Below are 22033 nucleotides of genomic sequence, written 5' to 3'. Positions count from 1 at the left end.
TTATCCCATGGCGGTGGCCCGTGCCTGCTGGATCAGGTGGGTCAGCAGGGCGCGCAGTTTGGCGGGACGCAGCGGTTTGTGCAGCAGGGGGAAGCCGGCCTGGCTGATGCGCAGGATGGTGTCGGGTGCAGTGTCGCCGGTGACCAGGATGGCCGGAATGTCGTGGCCGAATTTCTGCCGCAGGCGGACGATGACCTCGATGCCGTCGATGTCGTCGGGCAGGCGGTAGTCCGACACGATGACGTCGGGCACGCGGTCGAGGCTGGTGAGCCAGTGCTCGGCCTCGTCGGCGCTGTGGGCGGTGACCAGGTCGATCTGCCAGTTGTCGAACAGTTCGGCCATGCCGCGCAGGATGGCGCTTTCGTCGTCCACCAGCAGTACCAGCGCGTCGGCCGGGATGGAGCCGGGCGAATGCGTGGGGGTGGGCGGCAGGATCAGGCGCGTTTCGCCACTGGGCACGTCGATGCTGAATACCGAGCCGTGCCCCGGACGCGAGAGCAGGTCCACCCGGTGCCCCAGCAGCCGACCGAGGCGCGACACGATGGCGAGTCCGAGTCCGAGGCCCTTGCTGCGGTCGCGGGCCGGGTTGTGCAGCTGGACGAATTCCTGGAATACGCTCTCCTGCTGGTCGGGCGGGATGCCGCGTCCGGTGTCGATCACGCTGATGCGCACCACGTTGCCGCGCTGTCGGCAGGCCACCAGGATGCCGCCGTCGTCGGTGTAGCGGATGGCGTTGGCGATCAGGTTGACGAGGATGCGCTCGAGCAGTAGCGGGTCGCTGTACAGGGTAACGTCGCACGGACGGAAACGCAGGCGCAACTGCTTCTCCGCCGCCAGCGCACCGAACTGTTGTTCGAGTTCGACGAACATCTTCTGCAGCGGAAAATGCACCGGGTGCGTTTCGATGGTGCCGGCGTCGAGCCGCGAAATGTCGAGCAGCGCATTGAACAGCAGTTCCATGGCTGCGGTGGAGGCTTCGATGTTATCGATCAGGGTTTGCGCCTCGGGTTGCTGGTTGCGGGCCTTCAGCGCAGCGACGAACAGCGACAGGGCGTGCAGCGGCTGCCGCAGGTCGTGGCTGGCCGCGGCGAAGAAGCGCGACTTGGCCTGGTTGGCGCGTTCAGCCATGTCTTTCTTGGCGGCGAGATCGGCGGTGGCTTCGCGGATGCGCCGTTCCAGTTCGCCGCGGTGCGTCTGCAAGGCCTCGGCCATGTTGTTCACACCGGCGGCGAGGGCGCCGACTTCGCCTTCGGGCGGCAAGTGGGTGCGCACCGAGAGATCGTCGCAGGCGAGCAGCCCCACCACGCGGCCGACATGTTGCAGCTGGCTGGCCAGCCGGTTGGACAGCCGCCAGGCCAGCGCGCCGGTCAGCGCCAGGGCCAGCAGCATCAGAAGGACGGCATGGATCAGGGAGTTGCGCTTGAACGCGGCGATCTGGTCGAGCTTGACGCTGACTTCCACTTCGCCCAGCAGGTCGCTGGCGGCGGCCGGGTCGGCCGGAAACAGCGCGTTGTCCTGGACCACGGTGCTGGGCAGGAAAATGCTGGCGCGCTGCCGGTAGCGCTCGGCAAACTGTCCGGCGTCCAAGGTGTCGCTGGTACTCGCCAGCGTACGACCATGGAGGTCGGTGATGCGGGCAAACGCCAGCTGGTTGTTGCGGGCTTCGGTCTCGAGCAGGTGGCGGGCCAGGGCCATGTCGCCGCTGATCAGCGCGTAGGGCAAGGCGTCGGCGAGATGGCGGACCGAACTGGTGGCTCGCGCATGGAGGGCTTTTTCGGCCGTGGCCAGCGCTTGCGTGGTGAAGTAGGCCACCATGCTGAATTCGGCGAGCAGTGCAGGCAGCAGGGCGATCATCAGCATCCGGCTGCGGATGCTGGAAGGCGACAGGCGGCGGAGCCAGGCGCGCGGCGAGGTCACGAATTATGGGTCAAGCGCTGAATGGCGAGCACGGCCTCGGTTCGATTGGTCACGTCTAGGGCGCGAAAAATCGCCGCGATGTGGACTTTCACCGTGCTTTCCGACATCGCCAGCATGCCGGCGATGGCCTTGTTGGCGCAGCCTTGCGCCAACAGGCGCGCCACCTCGAGCTGGCGCGCAGTCAACCCGCTATGCTGCAGGGCCTCGAAATCGGCCGGCGCCACCATATGCAGTCCGCTGTTACCGTCGCCTAGGCAGGCCGGCACGAAGATGTTGCCCGCCAGCACCTGCCGCAGCGCGGACAGCATCACGGCGGTGGGCGCGGCCTTGGGAATGTAGCCGAGCGCGCCGGCTTCCAGCGCATTGCGGATGTCGTGCGGCGACTCGGAGGCGGACAGGACCACCAGGGGAATGTCGGGGAAACGGCTGCGATACTGCGTGATTCCTTGCATGCCGACGAAGCCGGGCATGTTCAGATCCACCAGCGCCAGATCGAGATCAGTATGCAGCGCGGTCTGTGCGAACAGGCTGGGGTAATCGTGGGCGTCGATGATCTCGACCGGCGGTTCCAGTTGCGATAACACCTGTCGCACGCCCTCGCGCATCAGCGGATGATCGTCGGCCAGAAGGGTTTTCATGTCTGCACGTCCTGCATGGCGGGATTCTAGCAGCCTGCCAAGCTCGAAGAATCGATGCGCGCGGGGGCGCGACCGATCGGCGGGCCATGCCGGCTGCGCCGCAATTATTTGCCGCGTACTTTGCTCACGCCTGCGTCAATGGCGTTTTCCAGGTAGCCGAAGTAGTAGTCGGGGATCAGCAGGCCGACGATGGGGTCGCCGACCCCGTTGCCCTGGGTGTCGAAGACCTGGACGGTGGGCACCATGAATATCTTGTGCGCGGCAGCAAAAGCGCCTTCGGTGGTGGGCGTGCCGTCAAAGTCGGTCATGGGGTCGGTGGTGCCGATGGTGACCTCGCGGATGATGACGCGCTTGCGGTAGGCCGGGTCCTTGTGCATGGGGATCAGGTAGTCATGCTTGACGCGTTCGCAATACGGGCAGTGCGGTGTGGTGAAGACGACCAGGACGGGCACCTGCCGCTTGGCGGCCGTGCGTGCGTCGGCCTGGAAATCCTTGGCATGGACCAGGCTGTCTGCCGCGCGGGCAGCGCCGGACAGCGCCAGGCCCCATGCTAAAATCAGGGCCCAGGCTGCGATCTGTCGTGCGATTGTCGCCATTCCTGCGGGTGGTTTCGGGTACGTCATAATCGCCAGTATCGCGCCATCATTTGCCAAATCAAACAGTTTATTCCTACCGCCATGCATACCCTGACCATTGCTTCCCGTGAAAGTGCACTTGCCATGTGGCAGGCCGAGCATGTTCGCGATCGCCTGCGCGCGCTGCACCCCGGTTGCACGGTGAATATCCTGGGCATGACCACGCGCGGCGACCAGATCCTCGACGTCACGCTATCCAAGATCGGCGGCAAGGGCCTGTTCGTCAAGGAGCTCGAGGTTGCGCTGGAGGCCGGCGAGGCCGATCTGGCGGTGCATTCGATGAAGGACGTGCCGATGGAACTGCCGCCGGGTTTCGCACTCGCCGTGATCGGCGAGCGCGAAGATCCGCGCGACGCCTTCGTGTCGAACCGCTATGAACGCCTGTCCGAGCTGCCGCCCGGCAGTGTGGTTGGCACCTCCAGCCTGCGCCGCGAAGCGCAGTTGCGTGCGCGCTACCCGCACCTGGCGGTAAAGCCGCTGCGCGGCAACGTCGGCACCCGCTTGAAGAAACTCGACGACGGCCAGTTCGACGCGATCCTGCTGGCCGCGGCCGGCCTCAAGCGGCTCGGGCTGGGCGACCGCATCAAGAGCCTGCTTTCCGTGGAAGACAGCATTCCCGCCGCCGGCCAGGGTGCGCTCGGCATCGAGATTCGAAGCGGCAATGGCGACGTGGCGGCCATGCTGACTGCATTGAACCATCCTGAGACCGCCGCCTGCGTGCGCGCCGAGCGCCAGGTCAGCCGCGTGCTCGGCGGCAGCTGCCAGGTACCGCTGGGGGCGCACGCGGTGCTACAGGCGGGACGGCTGGTGTTGAACGGCTTCGTGGCGAATCCGGACGGCAGCGGTTTCATCCAGGATCGTGCCGAAGGCGATGCGGCCGATCCCGAGGCGGTCGGCCAGACGCTGGCCGACAAGCTGCTGGCGCAGGGCGCGCGCGCCATTCTCGACGCCTTGCCGGCCGCATGACGCAGCCTTTGGCCGGCCGCACCGTGCTGGTGACCCGGCCAGCCCATCAGGCAACTGCATTGGCACAGAAGGTTGCGGCAGCGGGCGGGGAAGCTTTTGTGTTCCCCGCGCTAGGCATCGAGCCGGTTGCGACGGATCGGCTGGCGGAGGCGCTCGCGTATCTGGCCGGGGCTGACATTGCGATTTTCATCAGTCCCAATGCCGCACAGTTCGGCATGGCGGCGATCCGTGCACGCGGCGACTTGCCTGACACGCTCCGAATTTTTGCGGTCGGTCCCGGCACTGCGCGCGCGTTGGTGGAACAGGGTGTCGAAGGCGTCATCACGCCGGACGGCCAGGACAGCGAGGCCGTGCTGGCATTGCCGCAATTGCAGGCGGTGGCGGGCAGGCAGGTGGTGATCGTGCGCGGGGTCGGCGGCCGCGCGCTGATGGCCGACACGCTGCGCGCGCGCGGTGCCGACGTGCGATTCATGGAGTGCTACCGGCGCACGTGTCCCCACGCCGACCCCGCGTCCCTGCTGGCGCGCTGGCAGGCAGGCGGCATCGATGCTGTGACGGTTGCCAGCGCGGAGACGTTGCACAATCTGGCGACGCTGCTGGGCGAGCCGGGTGCGCCTCTGCTGGCGGCCACCCCGCTTTTCGTCCCGCATGAGAAAATCGCCGATGCGGCTCGCCGCTTCGGCATTGCGCACGTCGTCGCCACTCCGGGTGGTGACGCAGGCCTGCTGGATGGTCTGGTTAACTGGTTCAGGAATAAGACAGGCTCCAAACATGAATGACACGCCCGAAACCTCCTCCATACCGCCTGTTGCCACGCCGGTGGCAACGCCGCAGCCGCGCATGCATGCACTGCCACTCATTGCCATGCTGGTGTCCGTGCTGGCGCTGGCTGCGGCAGGGTGGTCGTGGTCCGACAGCCGCGAACGCATCCGCGACCTGAAGACCGAGTTGGGCCGTCGTCTGGCCGAATCGGGCAAGGATGTGAACGAATCCCGTCTGCTGGCGCGCAATGCCGACGACGCGATGCGCCAGGTCAGCGAAAAGGTCTCGCATATCGAAAGCCAGATGGCGACCTCGCAGCAACAGCAACTGGCGCTCGAGTCCCTGTACAAGGATCTGGCGCAGGGCCGCGACCAGTGGACGCTGGCCGAAATCGAACAGGTGTTGCTGACCGCTGCGCAGCAGTTGCAGCTGGCGGGCAATGTAAAGGCGGCGATCATCGCACTGGAGGGCGCCGATACCCGTCTGCAGCGTCTGAACAAACCGCAGTTCACCGCGTTGCGCCGTGCCATTGCCTCGGATCTGGCCAACCTGCGCGCGGCGCCGTCGGTTGACGAAGTGGGAATGAGCGCACGCATCGAGGCCTTGGTGGCACACCATATGGACTGGCCGCTGGCCAGCGCGCAGGCTTCCGAGGCGGTGCCCGCGCCGCGCAGCGTGCGGGCGGCCAACTTCGGCCAGGAGCTGTGGGCGGAGCTGAAGCATCTGGTGCAGATCCGCCGCGTGGAAGGCAACGAAACAGTGCTGCTCCCTCCCGACCAGGCTTACTTCCTGCGCGAGAATCTGCGCCTGCGCCTGCTGTCGGCGCGGTTGGCGCTGTTGTCGCAGGATCAGGCGGCATTCCGTGCGGACCTGCGCGCGGTGCTGCTCATGCTTGAACGCTATTTCAATACGCGCGATGCCGGGGTCGTCGACGCCATCAAGGAGGTCAAGCGCCTCTCCAGCCTGCAGATTGCCATCAAGCTGCCCGGCATCGACGCCAGCCTGGCCGCCCTCGATGCCTACAAGGGGAATCTGTGATGCGCTGGCTGATCTCGCTGCTCATCGTTGCCGTGCTGGCGGTCGCCCTGGCGATGGCGGGGCGTTACGACCCGGGCTACGTGGTGCTGGTCTATCCGCCGTGGCGGATGGAAATATCCTTCATCGGATTCGTGCTGGCGGTGGTCGGGATGGTGGTCGGCGGCATCGTGCTGCTGCGGCTGGCGATGCTGACCCTCAACCTGCCCGGTATCGTGCGCGAACAGCGCGAGCGCCGCGCCGCCCGCAAGCGCGACGAGAATTTCGTCGGCGGCCTGCGGGCGTATGCCGAATATCGCTACCAGGATGCCGAGCAATCCCTGGGGCAATGGCTGGGCGACGAGCCCAGGATCGGCCTGGCGCGCGTGCTCGCGGCCCGTGCGGCACAGGAAATGCGGGCGATCGCGCAGCGCGAGCGGCATATACAGGAAGCCACCGAACACGGCGCCGAGCTCGCGGCGCAGCTGTTCGAAGCCGAGGCGCGCCTCGACGCCAAGGACGCCACGGCGGCGCTGGTGGCGATCAACCGGGCGAAGGAAATCGCCCCACAGCACACCGCGCTGTTGCGGCTCGAACTCAAGGCGAGGCAGATGACGGGGCAGTGGGACGAAGCCGAGCGTCTGCTCGACGCGCTGATCCGCAGCAATGCGCTGGAGCCGGGCGTTGCCGCGCAGAGCCGGCGCATGGTGTACGCCGAGAATCTCAAGCGCCGTGCCGAGGACGATCGCGGGCTGCTGGAATACTGGAAGAAAATCCCGGCCGATTTCAAGGCCGACCCCTGGGTGGCGCGTGCCGGCGCGCGTGCCTTCATGCAGCGCGGCGGCCACGATACCGCGCTCGATGTGCTGGAGACCGCGCTGGGGCGCGAGTGGAACGAGGAGTTGGTGGCCCTTTACGGCGAAGTGCGCGGCAGCAGCCCGACCCGGCAGATCGAGCAGGCCGAAAAATGGCTGCATGCGCAGCCGCGCGATGCGCAGTTGCTGCTGACGCTGACGCAGCTGTGCAGCGTGCAGCAGCTATGGGGCAAGGCGCAGAGCTATCTGGAGGCTAGCCTCGCCATTGCCGCCAGCGCCGACGGCCATATCCGCATGGCCGAGCTCAAGAACCAGAGCGGTCAACCCGGCGAAGCCTGTCTGCATTATCAGAAAGCACTGGCATTGTGCCGTGCGCAATAGAATTTAGAGTAGGCGACTGGCACGTTTGTACGGGGTTGCCATCCTGTGCAGCGTGTACCATTAGATTTTTCTAATATTTGGAAGGAGTATCCCATGCGCCGTACCTTTTTTGCTGTGTTCGGGATTGTGCTGGGCAGCCTGGTATTGTCTGCGCCCGCCAGCTGGGCTGCCGCGCCCAAGGCCCAGCAGTCGAGCCAGACTGCCGGCGTCTACAAGGTGGCCATCGACCCTGGCGTCAGCCTCGACGATGCGGCCCAATCGATGCGCCTGCGGGCCAACGCGCTGAATCTGAAGCTGGTCGCGGAACTGCCGTTGTCCAAGCAGGTGGAAGCGGTGACGGGCAAGCCGCAGCGCACCATCACCATTTTCCAGTTCTGCGACGCGGTCACGGCCAAGGAACTGATCGACATGAGCATGGACTTTGCCATCTACATGCCGTGCCGTATCTCGATGATCGAAGATGCCGACGGCAAGGGCTGGCTGATTATGCCGGACATCAATGTTGATCTGGTGGCGAAGGAAAAGAATCTGCAACAGGAATTGACTGCGCGCATCAAGAAAGTGCGCGAAGGGCTGATCGAGATCATGCAGGCGGGCGCCCACGGGGATTTGTAAGCCGGTCTCGAGTCGAGGGAACGCCGACCTTAAATCGTAAGACGCTTGAACCGACATGCCCGCTAAGCGGGCTTTTTTATTGTGCGGCAGCCGTTTCCGTGTCGGCCGCGTAGACGAAGGCGTCGGCGAAGAATTCGTCCTCGGGTAGCTTGCGGGTCTTCACGAAACTGTCGCGCGCATTGTCCACCATGACGGGCGCGCCGCAGGCATACACCTGGTAGCCCGACAGATCGGAAAAATCGGCCAGCACGGCTTCGTGCACGTAGCCAGTCCGCCCCTGCCATTGATCGTCAGGCTGCGGGTTGGACAGCACCGGGATGAAACTGAAGTTCGGCCGCTCGGCCAGCCATTGCTGGGGCAATTCGGCCATGTACAGGTCCTTCCGCGAACGCACGCCCCAATACAGCACCAGTTCGCGGTCGGTATGTTCGGCAAAGGCGTGTTCCAGCATGCCCTTGATCGGTGCAAAGCCGGTGCCGCCGGCGATGAAGATCATCGGCTTGTCGGAGTCCTCGCGGATGAAGAAACTGCCGAGCGGGCCTTTCAGGCGCAGGATGTCGCGTTCCTTCAGGGTGGTGAACACCTGGCCGCTGAACAGGCCGCCCGGTACGTGGCGGATGTGCAGTTCCAGCAGCGCATCGTCGTGCGGCGGGTTGGCGAGCGAATAGCTGCGCGTCTTGCCGTCCTTCAGCTGGAAGTCGATGTACTGCCCAGCGAGAAACTGCAGGCGTTCGTTGGCCGGCAGCTTGATTTTCACTACCATCACATCGTCGGCCCGCTTCTCCAGCTTTTCCACCCGGCACGGCAGGGTTTTCACCATAATGTCCTTGGCGGCGCCGACTTCCTTGGCCTCGATGACCATGTCGCTCAGCGGTTTGGCACGGCAGAACAAGGCGCGCCCCTGCGTTTTTTCTTCCTCTTTCAGTGCGTTGGCGGAATGCACGCCATAATCGATCTGGCCAGACAGAACCTTGCCCTTGCAGGCGCCACAGGCGCCGTTGCGGCAGCCATAAGGCAGCGAGAACCCCTCGCGCAGGGCGGCTTCGAGGATGGTTTCATCGTCGTTGACGGCGAATTGGTGCCCACTGGGCTGGACGGTGACCTGGTACGGCATGATGTGCGCTTAAAATGCAGGGATAAACCGGCGGATTATCGCCCGAGTGGACGGGGTTTTCACCCTTGGAGCGCAAGGGTTACAGGCGGAGGCAATGAAAAAGATCTTGATCGTAGGATTCGGTGACGTCGCGGAACGGCTGGTGGCGCGCTACGCTGGCCAGGCCGACTTCATCGGCATGATCCGCCGGCCCGAGCGTGCCGCCGTGTTGCGCGCACTGGGGGTGACGCCCTATATCGGCGATCTCGATGCGCCTGCCACGTTGAAGCGCCTGCCGCGCGTCGACGGCGTATTCCATTTTGCGCCGCCGCCCAATGAAGGCACGACCGATCCGCGCACGGCCCGGCTGCTGCATGCATTGGCCCGGCGGGGCAAGCCGGGTGCGCTGGTGTACATCAGCACCAGCGGCGTGTATGGCGATTGCGGCGGCAACTGGGTCAGCGAAACGCGTCCGGTGGCGCCGGTGAACGGCCGCGCCGTGCGGCGGGTGGATGCCGAGCGCCAGTTGCGCATCTGGGGCGAGGCCTTGGGGGTGCAGGTGAGCATTCTGCGCGCACCGGGCATCTACGCCGCCGACCGTCTGCCGCTCGAACGTATCAAGCGCGGCACGCCCGCGCTGATTTCCCGCGACGACAGCTATACCAACCATATCCACGCCGACGACCTGGCGCGCCTGGCGTGGGCGGCGTTGTTCCGGGGACGCGCGCAGCGCGTCTATCATGCGGTCGACGCGCATCCGCTGAAGATGGGAGACTGGTTCGACAGCTGTGCCGACGCCTTTGGCCTGCCGCGTCCCCCGCGGGTGAATCGGGCCGAAGCGGAAAAAGTGCTGTCCGAAGCGCTGTTGTCGTTTCTGCGCGAGTCGCGCCAGTTGTCGAACGTGCGCACCACGCACGAACTGCGGCTGAAATATCGTTATCCGACTTCGGACGACCTGTTGCGCGAAATCCGGCAGACACGCGGCCAGATGAAGCTGTTTTGAACGATCCGGTTCAGCGCAGCAGGTCGTCCGGCTCCCGCTTGAACTCGCCTTCCAGCACATCGTCGTTTGCCGGGCGCATCGGGTCCGCCTTGCGGCCGGTCCAGGTGCCCGGGATCAGCAGCAGCACGAGTGCGATGGCATCGCTGATGAAGCCGGGGAAGACAAGCAGGCCGCCCGCGAGGAGAATACGGCCGCTGGCGAAGAGAGAGGCCAGGGGCTGCGCGCCCGACTGCAGCGAAAACAGCAGACGCGGCCCCCAGACGGCGCGTTCGATGCGAATCAGCATGATGCCGGCAACGGCCGCCAGCAGCAGCCACAGCAGCACCCAGCTGCCGAGGGCATGGGCCACCCAGAAAATACCGATGGCCTCCAGAACCGGAAACGATAGGAGCAGTAGCACAATCCAACCAAAGCGCATGACATGGAACCTTTGTTAATCTTGACGAATGTACCCGATGTTGCGAATGCCGAGAAACTGGCGCACGCATTGATCGAAAGCCGCGCGGCGGCATGCGTGAACGTTTTGACGGCGTGCCGCTCCATCTACCGTTGGCGGGGAGCGGTGGAAACGGCCGACGAAATCCCGCTGCTGATCAAAACTACCGCGGCACACTACCCGCTGGTCGAGTCGATCGTCCGCGCGCACCACCCCTACGACGTACCTGAACTGATTGCCGTACCGATAACACATGGCCTGCCCGCTTACCTCGACTGGGTGGCCAAGGAGACTGAAAAGCATGATTAAGTGGATTCGTTTGCTGAGCGCACTGTTTGCACTTGGGGGTGCGCTTGGGCATTTTCCAGTGGCCCACGCCGAAGATTTTCTTGACCCCGAGGCGGCGTTCAAGTTCTCGGCACGCGCGCTGGACGCCAATACGCTGGAAGCGCGCTGGCAGATCGCCGACGGCTACTACATGTATCGCGACAAGTTCAAGTTCGAGGTCGACGGCGCCACGCTGGGCACGCCGCAACGGCCGGCCGGCAAGGTGAAGCACGACGAGAACTTCGGCACGGTCGAGACCTACCGCAAGGATGTGCGGATCGCATTGCCGGTCCAGCGTGCAGCGGGTGTCACGTCGGTGACCCTGAAAACGGTGTCGCAGGGCTGCGCGGATGCCGGTCTCTGTTACACCCCGCAAAGCGAAAGCGTCACGATCAAGCTGCCTGCTGCCGTCGCCGCTGCGGTAGCCCTGCCTGCGGCCAGTGCGGCTGCTTCCGCGCCCTCCGCGCTGGATCGGTTGCGCAGCCTGGGCGGCGATACCGGCATGCCGCAACTCCTGCCGCCGGACGAGGCTTTCCTGGTCAAGGCGGCCATGCCGGATGCGCAGACGGTCAAGCTGGACTATGCGCCGACAGCCAACACCTACCTGTACCGCGACAAGCTCGCCTTCGTCGTCAAATCGCCGGCCGACATCAAGATCACGCGTGTCGACACGCCTGCGGGCGACATCAAGGACGACCCGAGCTTCGGCCGCACCGAGGTGTATCACCATAATTTTTCCGCCAGCCTTGCGCTGTCGCGTGCGCTGGCCGGCAACGAAACCCTGGTGCTGGCCGCAACCTGGCAGGGCTGCAATGAGGCGGTCGGCGTCTGTTATCCGCCGATCAAGCACGACTTTTCCCTGACGGCCGGCGGCAGTGTCGCAGGGGCTGGGGCGAGCGGGGCGGCTGCATCCGCCACCCCGGATGCCGCGAAGCCTGCAGCCAGCGAATCCGATACCTCGAAGATCGAGCGCGTGCTGAAGGGCGGCAGCTTCTGGGCGGTCGTCGCCACCTTCTTCGGATTCGGCCTGCTGCTGGCGCTGACGCCGTGCGTGTTCCCGATGATCCCGATCCTCTCGGGCATCATCGCCGGACAGAACAAGGAACTGACCAAGGCCAGCGGCTTCCTGCTTTCGCTCGCCTACGTGCTGGGCATGGCCATCACCTACGCGCTGGCCGGCGTGGCGGCGGCGCTGTCCGGCACGCTGCTGTCGAACGCCCTGCAGAACCCGTGGGCACTCGGCATCGGCGCCGGCATCTTCGTCCTGCTGGCGCTGTCGATGTTCGGCTTCTTCGAGCTTCAACTGCCGAGCTTCATCCAGAGCAAGTTCTCCGACGCCTCCAACAAGATGAAAGGCGGCAACTTTGTCGGCGTCTTCGTCATGGGCGCACTGTCGGCCGTGATCGTCGGCCCCTGCGTCGCGCCGCCGCTCGCCGCCGCGCTCGCCTTCATCGCGCAGACCGGCAATACCACACTGGGCGGCGTCGCGCTGTTCGTGCTGGCGCTGGGCATGGGGGTACCCTTGCTGCTGGTGGGCCTGTCGGCGGGAGCGCTGCTGCCGCGTGCCGGCGGCTGGATGAACGCGGTGAAGTATTTCTTCGGCGTGATGATGCTGGCGATCGCCATTTATCTCATTTCGCCCATCATCCCCGCCTGGATCAACATGCTGCTGTGGGCCGTGCTGCTGATCGCGTCCGCGATCTACCTGCATGCGCTCGATCCGCTGCCGGAGAAGGCCTCGGGTTGGAAGCGTTTGTGGAAGGGATTTGGCGTGGTGCTGCTGGTCGGCGGGCTGTCGATCATTCTCGGCATGTTGGCGGGCAGCCGCGACCTGTTGCAGCCGCTCGAGATCTACAAGGGCAGCGTCTTCAAAGGAGGCGCGGGCGGCGTTGCGATGGCGGCCGAGCAGGAGGGGCTGGCGTTCGAGAGAGTAAAGAGCGTCGCGGAGCTCGATGCCCGACTGGCCGCAGCCAAGGCCGAGGGCCGTGCGGTCATGCTCGATTTCTATGCGGACTGGTGCGTGTCGTGCAAGGAAATGGAACATCTGACCTTCAGTGACCCCAAGGTGCAGGCCCGCCTGCACAAGATGGTCCTGCTGCAGGTCGACGTCACGGCCAACACCGATGCCGACAAGGCCTTGCTGAAACGCTTCAACCTGTTCGGGCCGCCCGGCCTCATTTTCTGGGACGGCACAGGCGCGCAGTCGGATTACAAGGTGATCGGTTTCGAAAAGGCGGACAAGTTTCTCGCCAGTATCAACTCGGCACTCGGCCAGTAAGGTTGCCAGCCCTGGAGCCCTGCGAGCTTGCGCCCGCAGGGCTTCTCGCTTTATGGCTGGCGCCGCAATACCGCGATGGCGTCGAGCAAAGACGTGACGACAGGCTGGATCTTGCGCCGCATCAGCGAGCCGATGGCGGTCGTCTTGAGAAAGATCGGCCGAACGGTGTCGGCATCCACCGCAGCCAGCGCGTCCAGCGCCGCGCAGTCCGTTTCGAATTGCGGCGCGGCAGCGAGCAGTGCGGCGCGTGCGACGGCACGCGAGGCCTCGTCCGTCTGGCGCAGCGGCGCGCACCAGCCGGACAGCGCATTCAGCGTGTGGTTCACCACTTCCTGGATTTCCGGACGATCGAGGATGGTCGCGGTGGTGGCGAGGAAGGTCTGGCCTTGTCCAGAGAGCGCTTTCTCCAGCATCGTGCAGTAGGGATTGCTGGCGAGCTGCGGCACGTTGGCGTGGTCGGCCCGCGCAGGGCGCGGGCTCGGCAGTGTGTCGGGCTGCAGTTCGAGAAAGGCCACGTAATAGGAGTTGCGGCTGTTGCCGCGTTTCCAGATCGACAGCCGTTCGGCGTCAGTGAGCACGCCGGAGTACAGCATCACCGCGACGGTGTCGAGAATGCCGACGTCGTCCTCGTGCAGGAAGGCGAGGTGCTCGACCAGGAACTCGGCCAGCGTGCGGCCCATGCTGCCTGTACACACCACATCGCGCATCAGCATCAGCCTGGCGTTTTCGATGGTCGGCATGCACCACCAGGCGTAGCGCGCCAGTTCGTCGGTGAGCGCGGGCGAGTGCACCACCGCGACCACCGCCTCTTCTTCGGCAATCAACAGCAGTTGCGCCAGGTGCTGGGTCGACAGCCCGGCCTGCGACTGGCGGGTCCAGCGGGTGAGGTGCACCGGGTAACCGCCGGGCGAGCCGAGCGCATGGCCGGACAGCAGTTCGCGCACCCGCTTCAGGTAACGGTCGGAACGCTCGTTGGGTTTCAACGGCACGCTGGCTTCGCCTTGCGGCGTCAGCGCCCACAGCGTCATGTTCGATTCGTCGATGCGGACGGCCTTGAGCTCGGTATTGAAGAGAACGTTGAGGCGCAGTTCGTCTTCGGGGGACAACTCGTCGTTCATAGTGCCTTGAATACCTCACGCGCGGCCGCGATGGTGGCATCGATGTCTGCGTCCGTATGCGCGGCCGAGACGAAGCCGGCTTCGAACGCCGAGGGCGCAAGATAAATGCCGTGGTCGAGCATGGCGTGGAAGAAGCGGTTGAATTTCTCCTTGTCACCCTGCATCACCTCGGCAAAGCTCGCCGGCGGCTTCGCTGCGAAATACAGGCCGAACATGCCGCCGATCGAGTCGGCGCAGAAGGCGATACCAGCGTCTTTAGCCGTGGCGGTCAGGCCCTTCACCAGTTTTTCGGTGCGGGCTGTGAGCGTTGCGTAGAAGCCGGGCTCGGAAATCGCGGCAAGCGTCGCGAGGCCTGCCGCCACCGCCACCGGATTGCCCGACAACGTGCCCGCCTGATACACCGGGCCGCTAGGAGCCAGCGCGTCCATCACGTCGGCACGGCCGCCGAAGGCCCCTACCGGCATGCCACCGCCGATGACCTTGCCGAGCGTGGTCAGATCCGGCTTGATGCCGAGCAGCTTCTGCGCGCAGCCGAGGTCGACGCGGAAACCGGTCATCACCTCGTCGAAAATCAGCAGGGCGCCATGTTGATCGCACAGGCGGCGCATCGCCGCCATGAATTCGGCGGTCGGCTTGACCAGGTTCATGTTGCCGGCGAAGGGCTCGACGATGATGCACGCAATCTCCCTGCCGATCTCGGCGAAGGTGCGTTCGAGTCCGGCGACGTCGTTGTAATCCAGCACGATCGTCTGCGCCGCGACTTCCGGCGGCACCCCGGCCGAAGTGGGATTGCCGAAGGTGAGCGCACCGGAGCCGGCCTTCACCAGCAGGAAATCGGCGTGACCGTGGTAGCAGCCTTCGAACTTGATGAACTTGCTGCGGCCGGTGAAGCCGCGCGCCAGACGGATCGCACTCATGGTCGCTTCGGTACCGGACGACACCAGGCGCACCTTCTCGATGCTCGGCACGAGTTCGACGATGCGCTTTGCAATGGTGAGTTCGGCCTCGGACGGCGCGCCGAACGACAGGCCGTTGGCAGCAGCGTCCTGCACCGCCTTCACCGTGCCGGGATGGGCGTGGCCGAGGATGGCCGGGCCCCACGAGCCGACATAGTCGATGTATTCGCGGCCGTCGGCGTCCCACACGCGCGAGCCCTTGGCGCGGCTGAAGAACACCGGGGTGCCGCCGACGCTCTTGAAGGCACGCACCGGCGAGTTCACCCCGCCGGGGATGACTTTCTGCGATTGTTCGAATAGCTGTTCGTTACGGGTCATGGCTGTTTTCATCGTTGGGCGTTCACTCTTCGGATTCGGTTTCGAATAATTGATTGAGGTTGTGCGCAGCGGCTTGGATGTTGGGAGCGTCGAACAGGGCCGAGAGCACGGCCAGACTGTCGGCGCCGGCGGCGAGCAGCTGTGGCGCGTTGGCCAGCGTGATGCCGCCGATGGCGACCAGTGGAACCTGGATCACCGGCGCCGCCTCGCGCAGCAGGTTGAGGTCGGCGCGCGGCGCGGCCGGCTTGGTGGGCGACGCAAAGAAGCTGCCGAAGGCCACGTAGTCGGCGCCTGCGGCCTGGGCCGCCAGTGCCAGTTCGAGGCTCTGGTAGCAGGAGGCGCCGATGAATTTGTCCTTGCCGAGGATGATGCGCGCCTCGCGCAGGCTGCCGTCGTCACGCCCCAGATGCACCCCGTCGGCGTCGGTCAGATCGGCCAGCCGCAGGTCGTCGTTGACGATCAGCGGCACGCCGAAACGGTGGCACAGCGCGACCAGTTCGCTGGCCTGTTCGTGGCGGCGGGCGACGTCACCCGATTTGTCGCGGTACTGCACCGCAGCGACGCCGCCGGCCAGCGCTGCCTCGACCTGCGCCAACAGCTGCTCGGTGTCGGCAGTTTCTGAGGTGAGGGCGTATACGCCGCCCGGAAACTCACGCATGACAAGAATCAGGCATTGCCTTCGGCCTGCCCATCCTGCGCCCAGAAGAAACGCTCGGGGATGTATTGGCCCATGCCGGGCCGGAACGCAGCTTTCAGGGATTCATAGGTGAAGTTCTGTGCGTCGCGTACAGCCTGCGGGACATCCTGGCCGTAGGCCAGGGCGGCGGCGATGGCCGAGGCAAGCGTGCAGCCTGAACCGTGATAGCTGCCGGGCAGGCGGTCCCAGGCATCGGTCTGCACGTGGCCGGCGGCGTCGTACAGGCTGTTCAGCACGCGCGGGGTGGCCTCGTGGGTGCCAGTGACGAGGACATACTCGCAGCCAAGATCGGTCAGATGCTTGGCGCAGGCGGCGAGATCCAGATCATCCTCGTCCGACTCGAACAGTGCCAGCCGCCGGGCCTCGTGGCTGTTGGGGGTGAGGATGCTGGTCTGCGGGATCAGCAGGTCGCGCATGGCGGCGATCATGTCGTCGTTGGCGAGTTCGTCGCCGCGCCCGGAAGCCAGCACCGGATCGAGGATGACCGGAATATCCGGATAGTCGGCGAGGATTTCGGCGATCACCGCGATCGATTCGGCGCTTCCCAGCATGCCGAGCTTGAACGCGGCCACCGGGACGTCTTCCAGCAGCATGCGCGCCTGGTCGGCCACCCACTCGGCGTCGATCACCAGGATCTCGTCGACGCCGGCGGTGTCCTGCACCGTGAGCGCGGTGATCACCGACAGCGGATGGCAGCCCATGCTGGCCAGCGTCAGCAGGTCGGCCTGGATGCCTGCGCCGCCGGTCGGGTCGGACGCGGCGAAGCTGAGCACCAGCGGCGGCGTGGGCTTGGGAGCGAAAATAGGCGGCATGGCGTCACAGCTTTAAAATCAATCCCCAATTTTAGCTGATTCCCTCCAAGAGCCTATTCCAGCAGAAATCATGTCCCGCGTTGAGACCAGGATCGGATGGGTGCCAAGCGCCGCAGACGCCGATCCTGATCTCAACCCGAAGGGCCGGTTGCCGGCGGGCGTTTATGCCCTCCGGGTGCATTGCGGTGTTGCGGGTGACTCGTGGAGAATGACCTCACTTCGCCCCCCGCGCCTTGCACTGCATCCCGCAGGCAGCCGGCGCGGGGCATGATTTCTACTGGAATAGGCTCTACCTCATGTCCGAAACCCCTGAATACAAAAGCTGGATGTGCCTGATCTGCGGCTACATCTACCACGAGGAAACCGGTGCGCCCGAGGATGGGATTCCGCCCGGCACGCGCTGGGAAGATGTACCGATCAACTGGACATGCCCGGATTGCGGTGCGCGCAAGGAAGATTTCGAGATGGTGGCGTTTTAAAAGTCGGATTCGTCATCTGTCCGCTCAAGTAAAGCGCCGGGATGGGCGATAGTACGTTGGCCTATCGAATCTCACTACGGACGTAGTGGGATACCATATGGCGCCCCTGTCAATGGTACGGTAAGACAAAAAATCGGGGTACATATAAATCAGGAGACGATAATGATGATGCGGTGGATGACAACGTGGGTTCTGTTTGTTTTCTCAACAAGCGTATGGGCGATTTCCCCCTATCTCCAAGGCGATTCGGTAAAGGGGGGGAACGTGCAGGCGGCAGCGACGGCGGTCGAGTCCAAGCTCAAGGCCGGCGGTTTCAAGGTGGTTGGCAAGTATTTCCCCAAAACCCTGGCGGGATATGGCGTGGTCATCGCCACTGACGAGGCCATGCTCGACGAAGTGGGGTCGGTAGGAGGGAATGCCATCCTGGGTGCGGCGATCCGCGTGGGAGTGGCTGCGGACGGCAGTGTGGCGTACACCAATCCCGACTATTGGTATCGCGCCTATTTCCGCAAGGCCTTCACCAAGAAGGAAGATGCGGTCAAGGCCCTGCAGGCGCGCCTGCAGGATGCGCTGGGCGCCGGCAAGGGTCTGGGCGGTGACGAATCGGCTGGCAATCTGGCCAACTATCGTTACATGATCGGCATGGAACGCCTGGATTCCCCGAAGAACAAGCTGGCCGAATATGGCAGCTTTGCCGAGGCGCTGAAGACCGTACGCGACAATCTGGCCAAAGGCGCGGGCAAGACCGCCAAAATCTACGAGGTCGTGATGCCCAGCCGCAAGCTGGCCGTATTTGGCGTGGCGATGAACGATGGCGAGAACAGCGACGGCGACTGGATCAAGAAAATCGACATGCAGAACAATATCGCCGGCCTGCCCTACGAGATTTATGTGGTCGACAAGGAGGTGGAGTCGCCGCATGGCCGCTTCCGTATCGCGCTGGCGTTCCCGGATGTCGGGATGGGGCAGTTCATGCGGATTTCCTCCCTGCCCAACACCATTCTCGAAACCATGGGCACGGTGGCCGGGGTTGAGAAAAAGTCCAGCGGGGAAGCTTGGCAGCAGTAAGGATTTGATTCCAGGGTATTAAAAAAGGGCGTTGCGTTGCAACGCCCTTTTTGCTGCCGATCGTTTCCTGCGGCGCCCATGCACTAAAGAAGCCCGAACCGGTGCCGTAATGTTTACCACACAGGGGGGGTGGCACGTGCCGTTCCCTCGATGACCCTGCTGGAGAAACGTGTGGACAATGAAGCATTGAAAGGCGTCAAGGTGATGGTCATCGATGACAGCAATACCATACGCCGCAGCGCGGAAATCTTTCTGAATCAGGCGGGCTGCGAAGTCATCCTGGCGCAGGACGGTTTTGACGCGCTGGCCAAGATCACCGACCACGAGCCGGACGTGGTGTTTGTCGACATCATGATGCCGCGACTCGACGGCTACCAGACCTGTTCGCTGATCAAGCGCAATGCCAAGTACCGCACCACGCCCGTCATCATGCTGTCCTCCAAGGACGGGCTGTTCGACCGGGCACGCGGCCGCATGGTGGGATCCGATGAATACCTGACCAAACCGTTTACCAAGGACACGTTGCTGACGGCGGTGCGCGAGCACACGTGCGCAGGCGCTTAATTTTCTTCTAGGAGCATAGATATGGCGATCAGCCGAATTCTGGTTGTGGATGACTCTCCCACCGAGCGTTTTTTCCTGTCCGAGTTGCTGGTCAAGAACGGCTATCTGGTCAGTATGGCCGAAAGCGGCGAGGAAGCTGTCGCCCAAGCCAAACAGACCCTGCCCGACCTGATCGTGATGGATGTCGTCATGCCCGGCATGAACGGCTATCAGGCGACCCGCATGATTACCAAGGAAGATGCGACCAAGCATATCCCGGTCATCATGTGCACCACCAAGGGCCAGGAAACCGACAAGGTGTGGGGCATGCGCCAGGGCGCGAAAGCCTACCTGGTGAAGCCCGTGAAGCCGGAAGACCTGCTGTCGCAAATCAAGGCTTTGGGCTGAGCACACCGCCATGGCCAAGAAATTCAATCTGCGTGAATTTCAGACCCAGCTTTCGCAGCAGTTGCAGGCGGCGGCCAGCCGCGACAATTCCGGCTCCCGGCTGGGTTTTCGCGTGGGCGACGTGAATTGGCTGGTGAGCCTGTCCGATACGGAGGAAGTGATCCCGGTTCCGCCCATCGTCAAGGTTCCTGGTGCGTGCCGATGGTTTCGCGGCGTCGCCAACATCCGCGGCAACCTGTTCGCCGTGAGCGACTTTGCCGATTTCATGGGGCAGGGTGTGACACCCGATCACGCCGATTGCCGCCTGCTGATCCCGCATCACGATTTTGGTGTCAATGCGGCCTTGCTGGTGCGCAACACCCTGGGGCTGAAGAACATCAACCGTTACCAGCCGAGCAGTGCACGCGCAGCGCATCCATGGGTCGCGCGCCACTATGCGGACGAGGCAGGAGCCGACTGGTGCGACATGGACTTCGGGCAATTGCTCGGCAATACCGAGTTCCTCAAGGTCGAAGCGCCGATCGGCAATTGATTGATCATTAAAACCGGGCGCACAGGCGCCGATACAAGTGGAAGGACTGGAGCGATGAACATGGCAATCACGATGAATGGCCTCAAGGGGCTGGCGGGCCGCATGACGGGCAGGGCCGGAACCGAACACACCACCCTGATCATGCAGACCGTGCGCAAGCTGGCTGACAAGGAGCCCGGCAAGGCGCCCCTGATCGGCAGCTTGCCAGTCGAGAAGCAATACCTCTATACCGGCGGCACCTTGATCATCTCCCTGCTGCTGGCGGCCGGCTTCACCATCTACAGTTCCCTTCAGCTCGACAACCGCACCGGTTATGAAACGCGCGCGGGCGAGTTGAAAGTGTTGTCGCAGCGCCTGCCGCTGACCGCCCAGCAGTCTGTCCTGGGTAATGCCGCAGCCTTCAAGAAGCTGGCGGCGGGGAAAGCCTCGTTCGAGGCGACGCTGAAGGGCTTGAGCGAAGGCGACGATGCCGTGCCTGCATCCACTGGTGCGGCGCGCGCGACGCTGGAGAAGATCGAGGCGCAATGGAAGACGTTCAATCCACAGGTCGCGCAGATCCTGGCGCAGCAGAAGAACCTGGTGGCGATGAGCGTCAATATCAAACGCATTAACGACCTGAGCGTCGACTTGCAGGAAGTGGCCGAGCAGCTTGCCAGCCAGCTGGCCGATTCCGGTGCTGGCGTGCGCGAAGTATCGCGTGCCAACCATCTGGTCATGTTGAGCCAGCGTCTGCCGAAAAACGCCAACCTGCTGCTGTCGGCCGAACTGATCGACCCCGCTGTGGTGATGCAGTTGGAGAAAGACACGACGTCGTTCCGCGATACCGTGCAGGCATTGATGGCTGGCGGGGCAAGCCGCAACGAGAACAGCATGGCGACGCTGGAGGACCTTGGTAGCAACATGGGCGACATGGTCGAGGTGGTGGGCGCGGTGCTGGCCAATACGCAGCCGCTGCTGCAGGCCAAGGTGTCGGCCAAGAACCTGTTCACCGGCAGCGACACGCTGTTGGCGAACACCGATCAGCTGTCGAAGGACTATCAGTCCGTCGGGGGTGCCGGCTATCTGCTGGCCGCCCTGTTCGGCCTGCTGGCGATCGGCTCGCTGGTGATGTTGGGGTTGGTCAACATCAACGAGACCAAGTCGCGGGCGCGCAGAAGCGAAGAAGAGAACGGCCGCAACCAGGAGGCGATTCTGCGGCTGATGGACGAACTGGGTGAACTGGCCGAAGGCAACCTCACCATCAACGCCAGCGTGACCGAAGACATTACCGGTGCGGTGGCCGACTCGATCAACTACACGGTCGAGGAATTGCGTACCCTGGTGCGCGGGATCAACAATGCCGCGCAACAGATGGACCAGGCCGCCAGCCAGGCGGGCCAGGTGTCCGATTCGTTGCAGCAGGCGGCGCGCCGACAGACCGTGGAAATCGAGGGAACCTCGGCCGCGGTGGTGAGCCTGGCGCAGTCCGTGCAACAGGTGTCGGGCAATGCCGCCGAGTCAGCCCGGGTGGCCGAACAGTCGCTGGCCGCCGCCGAGAAGGGCCAGCAGGCGGTGGCCAACGCCATCGCCAGTATGAACGGCCTGCGCGAACAGATTCAGGAAACCTCGAAGCGAATCAAGCGTCTCGGCGAATCCTCGCAGGAGATCGGTGAAATCGTCGAACTGATTTCCGACATTACCGAACAGACCAACGTGCTGGCACTCAACGCCGCCATCCAGGCCGCGTCCGCGGGCGAAGCCGGCCGCGGTTTCTCGGTGGTTGCGGAAGAGGTGCAGCGGCTGGCGGAACGTTCCGCCGATGCGACCAAGCAGATTGCCGCGATCGTGAAGACCATTCAATCCGACACCCACGATACGGTGGCGGCGATGGAAGTGTCGACCCAAGGCGTGGTCGAGGGTGCCAAGCTGTCCGATGCCGCAGGTCAGACGCTGGCCGAGATCGGCGACGTGTCGAAGAAACTGGCCGGCCTGATCGCCGACATCTCCTCGGCCACCCAGAGCCAGGCCGAATCGACCGCCAAGGTGGCAGAAACCATGCAGGACATCAAGTCCATTTCGGCGCAGACCAGCAGCGGCACGCAACAGACCGCCGAGTCGATCGGCGGCATGAAGCAGCTGGCCCAGGATCTCAAGAACTCGGTTGCAGGCTTCAAGCTCGCCTGAAGCGGGCTGAACGCGTAGACAAGCGGTCAGCGACCCCAGGCCAAGCATACAACGTCAGG

General features: G+C 64.1%; 23 protein-coding genes. 14 read left to right on the top strand and 9 right to left on the bottom strand.

Annotated features, from left to right (window positions below; translation table 11 throughout):
- From B058_RS0104575 to B058_RS0104565, 3 genes are all read right to left on the bottom strand, one after another.
- Nucleotides 1–1917 (bottom strand): ATP-binding response regulator, encoded by a 1917-nt coding sequence (locus tag B058_RS0104575; RefSeq protein ID WP_018507303.1) that lies wholly within the window; start codon nt 1915–1917, stop codon nt 1–3.
- Nucleotides 1914–2555, bottom strand: coding sequence for a response regulator (locus B058_RS0104570; RefSeq protein WP_018507302.1), 642 nt, complete (start codon nt 2553–2555; stop codon nt 1914–1916). Before B058_RS0104570 ends, B058_RS0104575 begins: the two co-directional genes overlap by 4 nt.
- Nucleotides 2556–2659: 104 nt before the next feature.
- Nucleotides 2660–3151, bottom strand: coding sequence for a SoxW family protein (locus tag B058_RS0104565; RefSeq protein WP_018507301.1), 492 nt, complete (start codon nt 3149–3151; stop codon nt 2660–2662).
- An 81-nt stretch (nt 3152–3232) separates the two neighbouring features.
- Between B058_RS0104565 and hemC the strand changes: the two genes are divergently transcribed.
- From hemC to B058_RS0104540, 5 genes are all read left to right on the top strand, one after another.
- Nucleotides 3233–4156 (top strand): hydroxymethylbilane synthase, encoded by a 924-nt coding sequence (gene hemC, locus B058_RS0104560; protein ID WP_018507300.1) that lies wholly within the window; start codon nt 3233–3235, stop codon nt 4154–4156.
- The gene (locus tag B058_RS0104555) at nt 4153–4935 is read left to right on the top strand and encodes a uroporphyrinogen-III synthase (protein ID WP_018507299.1); all 783 of its coding nucleotides are present in this window, start codon (nt 4153–4155) and stop codon (nt 4933–4935) included. The genes hemC and B058_RS0104555 overlap by 4 nt, the downstream gene beginning before the upstream one ends.
- Nucleotides 4928–5956 (top strand): uroporphyrinogen-III C-methyltransferase, encoded by a 1029-nt coding sequence (locus B058_RS0104550; RefSeq protein WP_018507298.1) that lies wholly within the window; start codon nt 4928–4930, stop codon nt 5954–5956. Before B058_RS0104555 ends, B058_RS0104550 begins: the two co-directional genes overlap by 8 nt.
- A complete protein-coding gene (locus tag B058_RS0104545) occupies nt 5956–7128 on the top strand; it encodes a heme biosynthesis protein HemY (protein WP_018507297.1) in 1173 nt (390 codons plus the stop codon). Before B058_RS0104550 ends, B058_RS0104545 begins: the two co-directional genes overlap by 1 nt.
- Nucleotides 7129–7221: 93 nt before the next feature.
- On the top strand, nt 7222–7743 hold the full coding sequence (locus B058_RS0104540) for a DUF302 domain-containing protein (RefSeq protein WP_018507296.1): 522 nt from the start codon (nt 7222–7224) through the stop codon (nt 7741–7743).
- A 76-nt stretch (nt 7744–7819) separates the two neighbouring features.
- Here the strand turns inward: B058_RS0104540 and B058_RS0104535 are convergent, their stop codons facing one another.
- The gene (locus B058_RS0104535) at nt 7820–8857 is read right to left on the bottom strand and encodes a CDP-6-deoxy-delta-3,4-glucoseen reductase (protein WP_018507295.1); all 1038 of its coding nucleotides are present in this window, start codon (nt 8855–8857) and stop codon (nt 7820–7822) included.
- 94 nt (nt 8858–8951) lie between these two features.
- On the opposite strand from B058_RS0104535, the gene B058_RS0104530 reads away from it, so the two are divergent.
- A complete protein-coding gene (locus B058_RS0104530) occupies nt 8952–9839 on the top strand; it encodes an SDR family oxidoreductase (RefSeq protein ID WP_018507294.1) in 888 nt (295 codons plus the stop codon).
- A 10-nt stretch (nt 9840–9849) separates the two neighbouring features.
- On the opposite strand, the gene B058_RS0104525 is transcribed toward B058_RS0104530, so the two are convergent.
- Nucleotides 9850–10257, bottom strand: a complete 408-nt coding sequence (locus tag B058_RS0104525; protein ID WP_018507293.1) for an FxsA family protein — start codon at nt 10255–10257, stop codon at nt 9850–9852.
- A 3-nt stretch (nt 10258–10260) separates the two neighbouring features.
- Between B058_RS0104525 and cutA the strand changes: the two genes are divergently transcribed.
- Nucleotides 10261–10584, top strand: coding sequence for a divalent-cation tolerance protein CutA (cutA, locus tag B058_RS0104520; RefSeq protein ID WP_026240637.1), 324 nt, complete (start codon nt 10261–10263; stop codon nt 10582–10584).
- Complete coding sequence (locus tag B058_RS0104515) at nt 10577–12880, top strand: protein-disulfide reductase DsbD (RefSeq protein ID WP_026240636.1); 2304 nt, start codon at nt 10577–10579, stop codon at nt 12878–12880. The genes cutA and B058_RS0104515 overlap by 8 nt, the downstream gene beginning before the upstream one ends.
- A gap of 50 nt (nt 12881–12930) precedes the next feature.
- On the opposite strand, the gene B058_RS0104510 is transcribed toward B058_RS0104515, so the two are convergent.
- From B058_RS0104510 to thiD, 4 genes are read right to left on the bottom strand one after another with little or no spacing between them, the layout of a single operon-like run.
- A complete protein-coding gene (locus B058_RS0104510; protein WP_018507290.1) occupies nt 12931–13998 on the bottom strand; it encodes a hypothetical protein in 1068 nt (355 codons plus the stop codon).
- Entirely contained in the window at nt 13995–15272 is a 1278-nt protein-coding gene (gene hemL / locus B058_RS0104505) for a glutamate-1-semialdehyde 2,1-aminomutase (RefSeq protein ID WP_018507289.1), read from the bottom strand. Before hemL ends, B058_RS0104510 begins: the two co-directional genes overlap by 4 nt.
- Nucleotides 15273–15294: 22 nt before the next feature.
- On the bottom strand, nt 15295–15930 hold the full coding sequence (gene thiE, locus B058_RS0104500; protein WP_018507288.1) for a thiamine phosphate synthase: 636 nt from the start codon (nt 15928–15930) through the stop codon (nt 15295–15297).
- Between the two features lie 8 nt (nt 15931–15938).
- The gene (gene thiD, locus B058_RS0104495) at nt 15939–16781 is read right to left on the bottom strand and encodes a bifunctional hydroxymethylpyrimidine kinase/phosphomethylpyrimidine kinase (RefSeq protein WP_018507287.1); all 843 of its coding nucleotides are present in this window, start codon (nt 16779–16781) and stop codon (nt 15939–15941) included.
- Nucleotides 16782–17077: 296 nt separating this feature from the next.
- On the opposite strand from thiD, the gene B058_RS0104490 reads away from it, so the two are divergent.
- From B058_RS0104490 to B058_RS0104465, 6 genes are all read left to right on the top strand, one after another.
- The gene (locus B058_RS0104490; protein ID WP_018507286.1) at nt 17078–17260 is read left to right on the top strand and encodes a rubredoxin; all 183 of its coding nucleotides are present in this window, start codon (nt 17078–17080) and stop codon (nt 17258–17260) included.
- 177 nt (nt 17261–17437) lie between these two features.
- Nucleotides 17438–18328 carry a hypothetical protein gene (locus B058_RS0104485; RefSeq protein ID WP_245539248.1) on the top strand — a complete coding sequence of 297 codons (891 nt, stop codon included), beginning with the start codon at nt 17438–17440 and terminating at the stop codon, nt 18326–18328.
- A 150-nt stretch (nt 18329–18478) separates the two neighbouring features.
- Nucleotides 18479–18892, top strand: a complete 414-nt coding sequence (locus tag B058_RS0104480) for a response regulator (RefSeq protein ID WP_018507284.1) — start codon at nt 18479–18481, stop codon at nt 18890–18892.
- 21 nt (nt 18893–18913) lie between these two features.
- Entirely contained in the window at nt 18914–19279 is a 366-nt protein-coding gene (locus B058_RS0104475) for a response regulator transcription factor (protein ID WP_018507283.1), read from the top strand.
- Nucleotides 19280–19289: 10 nt separating this feature from the next.
- Complete coding sequence (locus B058_RS0104470; RefSeq protein WP_018507282.1) at nt 19290–19811, top strand: chemotaxis protein CheW; 522 nt, start codon at nt 19290–19292, stop codon at nt 19809–19811.
- Nucleotides 19812–19871: 60 nt separating this feature from the next.
- Nucleotides 19872–21974: a methyl-accepting chemotaxis protein gene (locus B058_RS0104465; protein ID WP_245539247.1), complete on the top strand. Its 2103-nt coding sequence runs from the start codon at nt 19872–19874 to the stop codon at nt 21972–21974.
- Nucleotides 21975–22033: the final 59 nt, after the last annotated feature.

The organism is Thiobacillus thioparus DSM 505 (assembly GCF_000373385.1).
GTDB lineage: Bacteria > Pseudomonadota > Gammaproteobacteria > Burkholderiales > Thiobacillaceae > Thiobacillus > Thiobacillus thioparus.
Note: the sequence above shows the minus strand (reverse complement) of the source record. Positions and strands in the feature narration are given on the sequence as shown.

Excerpts from the sequence above, each read along its gene's own strand:
- B058_RS0104535 (WP_018507295.1), bottom strand. The coding sequence starts at position 8,857 with ATGCCGTACCAGGTCACCGTCCAGCCCAGTGGGCACCAATTCGCCGTC.
- B058_RS0104465 (WP_245539247.1), top strand. The coding sequence starts at position 19,872 with ATGGCAATCACGATGAATGGCCTCAAGGGGCTGGCGGGCCGCATGACG.
- B058_RS0104515 (WP_026240636.1), top strand. The coding sequence starts at position 10,577 with ATGATTAAGTGGATTCGTTTGCTGAGCGCACTGTTTGCACTTGGGGGT.
- B058_RS0104470 (WP_018507282.1), top strand. The coding sequence starts at position 19,290 with ATGGCCAAGAAATTCAATCTGCGTGAATTTCAGACCCAGCTTTCGCAG.
- B058_RS0104480 (WP_018507284.1), top strand. The coding sequence starts at position 18,479 with ATGACCCTGCTGGAGAAACGTGTGGACAATGAAGCATTGAAAGGCGTC.
- hemC (WP_018507300.1), top strand. The coding sequence starts at position 3,233 with ATGCATACCCTGACCATTGCTTCCCGTGAAAGTGCACTTGCCATGTGG.
- B058_RS0104530 (WP_018507294.1), top strand. The coding sequence starts at position 8,952 with ATGAAAAAGATCTTGATCGTAGGATTCGGTGACGTCGCGGAACGGCTG.
- B058_RS0104475 (WP_018507283.1), top strand. The coding sequence starts at position 18,914 with ATGGCGATCAGCCGAATTCTGGTTGTGGATGACTCTCCCACCGAGCGT.
- B058_RS0104540 (WP_018507296.1), top strand. The coding sequence starts at position 7,222 with ATGCGCCGTACCTTTTTTGCTGTGTTCGGGATTGTGCTGGGCAGCCTG.
- cutA (WP_026240637.1), top strand. The coding sequence starts at position 10,261 with ATGGAACCTTTGTTAATCTTGACGAATGTACCCGATGTTGCGAATGCC.
- B058_RS0104510 (WP_018507290.1), bottom strand. The coding sequence starts at position 13,998 with ATGAACGACGAGTTGTCCCCCGAAGACGAACTGCGCCTCAACGTTCTC.
- B058_RS0104485 (WP_245539248.1), top strand. The coding sequence starts at position 17,438 with ATGACAACGTGGGTTCTGTTTGTTTTCTCAACAAGCGTATGGGCGATT.
- hemL (WP_018507289.1), bottom strand. The coding sequence starts at position 15,272 with ATGACCCGTAACGAACAGCTATTCGAACAATCGCAGAAAGTCATCCCC.
- B058_RS0104555 (WP_018507299.1), top strand. The coding sequence starts at position 4,153 with ATGACGCAGCCTTTGGCCGGCCGCACCGTGCTGGTGACCCGGCCAGCC.
- thiE (WP_018507288.1), bottom strand. The coding sequence starts at position 15,930 with ATGCGTGAGTTTCCGGGCGGCGTATACGCCCTCACCTCAGAAACTGCC.
- B058_RS0104570 (WP_018507302.1), bottom strand. The coding sequence starts at position 2,555 with ATGAAAACCCTTCTGGCCGACGATCATCCGCTGATGCGCGAGGGCGTG.
- B058_RS0104525 (WP_018507293.1), bottom strand. The coding sequence starts at position 10,257 with ATGCGCTTTGGTTGGATTGTGCTACTGCTCCTATCGTTTCCGGTTCTG.
- B058_RS0104545 (WP_018507297.1), top strand. The coding sequence starts at position 5,956 with ATGCGCTGGCTGATCTCGCTGCTCATCGTTGCCGTGCTGGCGGTCGCC.
- B058_RS0104490 (WP_018507286.1), top strand. The coding sequence starts at position 17,078 with ATGTCCGAAACCCCTGAATACAAAAGCTGGATGTGCCTGATCTGCGGC.
- B058_RS0104550 (WP_018507298.1), top strand. The coding sequence starts at position 4,928 with ATGAATGACACGCCCGAAACCTCCTCCATACCGCCTGTTGCCACGCCG.
- thiD (WP_018507287.1), bottom strand. The coding sequence starts at position 16,781 with ATGCCGCCTATTTTCGCTCCCAAGCCCACGCCGCCGCTGGTGCTCAGC.
- B058_RS0104565 (WP_018507301.1), bottom strand. The coding sequence starts at position 3,151 with ATGGCGACAATCGCACGACAGATCGCAGCCTGGGCCCTGATTTTAGCA.